The 1,378-nt window shown below is 75.7% G+C and carries 1 protein-coding gene; it reads right to left on the bottom strand.

Annotated elements, in window-relative coordinates; all coding sequences use genetic code 11:
• A partial coding sequence (locus PROKR_RS21855) for a beta-galactosidase (protein ID WP_211240199.1) occupies positions 1-1,378 on the bottom strand: 1,378 nt, incomplete at both ends.

The raw sequence follows: 1,378 nt of genomic DNA, 5'->3' as shown, positions 1-1,378 counted from the left end.
CGCGACGCCGGCCCGCAGCGTGCCGGGCGCGGCCGGGACGGTCACGTGGTGGTCGCCGAGGTCGACGTCGAACCGGACCTCGTCGACGTCCGCCAGCGGCGCGGCGGCGGGCTGGTGGTTGTTGACGAAGAGGTAGCCGCGCTCCCCGTCGCCGCGGACGGACCAGCGCACGTCGTCGGAGGCACCGCCGGGCGGCAGCACCACCGGGTAGGTCGCCAGGTCCGCGCCGAACGCCTGGAGGAACAGGTGCTGGCGGCGCAGCCGGTGGAAGTGCGGGCGCTGCTGCCCCGCCGACCCGAGCGGGGCCCAGAAGTCGTAGTCGCGCAGCGGCAGGTCGTTCGGGTAGCCGGTCGCGTGCGACTCCTGCGTCGTCGAGCGCTCCCCGAGCACCTGGGTGGACCCGTGGTAGAGGTAGTAGCCCTGCCACGCGGAGCCGCTGCCGAGCTTGGTCAGGGCGAGCGCCGCGACGTCGTCGGCGTCCACCAGCGGGCGCCGGTGGTAGGCGACCTGCATGCCGCCGCCCAGCTCACAGGTGGCGAACGGCCACGGGTCGGCGGCGCCGTCCGCGGCCGTGTCAGCAGCCGGGGCCGTGACGGGGGCGTCGCGCAGGTCGGCGCCCACGGTGAGGTCGTCGCGCACGGTGCTGAACACGTAGTGCGTGGCCCCGAACGCGGGCCAGCCGGTGGTGGACTCCTCCCAGAACCCGTCGGAGTAGCCCGCGTACACCGGCAGCACACGGTCGCGCGGCAGCTCGGCGCCGCCCCACCCGGTCGCGAGCCACAGCGGCACGCGCAGGCCGGCGGCCTCCGCGAGGTCGCGTAGCGTCGCGAGGTGCTCGGGCTGGTCGTAGAGCTCGTTGTCGACCTGGATGCCGACCACGGGGCCGCCGGGCTGCCCCGGTGCGTGCACGAGGTCACGCACCTGGTCCGCGATCGCCGCGTACCAGCCGCGCACGAGGTCCACGTAGGCGGGGTCGTTCGTGCGGTGCGCCACGGGCAGCGCCTGCAGCCAGTCCGGGAAACCGCCGTTGCGGGTCTCGCCGTGCGCCCACGGGCCGATGCGGAGCACGACGTCGAGGCCCACCCGGGCGGCGGTGCGCACGAACCGGCGCACGTCGAGCGCGCCGTCCCAGCGCACGTGCCCGCGATCCTCCTCGTGCAGGATCCACAGCAGGTAGGTCGCCACGACGCCGACCCCGCCGGACCGCATCTTGCGCAGCTCGGTCTCCCACTGCTCCGGCTCGTCCCGGCTGAAGTGGTACTCGCCCATCACGGGGAACCAGGGCCGCCCGCCCCGCTCCACGTACCGGTCCGTGAGGCGGACGGCGCCCGCCGTCCCGGCGGGGTCGCCCATCGCCAGGGGCGCCGGCCGCACGGGC

This window comes from Promicromonospora kroppenstedtii DSM 19349 (genome assembly GCF_000515355.1).
GTDB lineage: Bacteria > Actinomycetota > Actinomycetes > Actinomycetales > Cellulomonadaceae > Promicromonospora > Promicromonospora kroppenstedtii.
The sequence above is the reverse complement of the archived record's forward strand: the minus strand, read 5'-3'. Positions and strand labels throughout refer to the sequence as shown.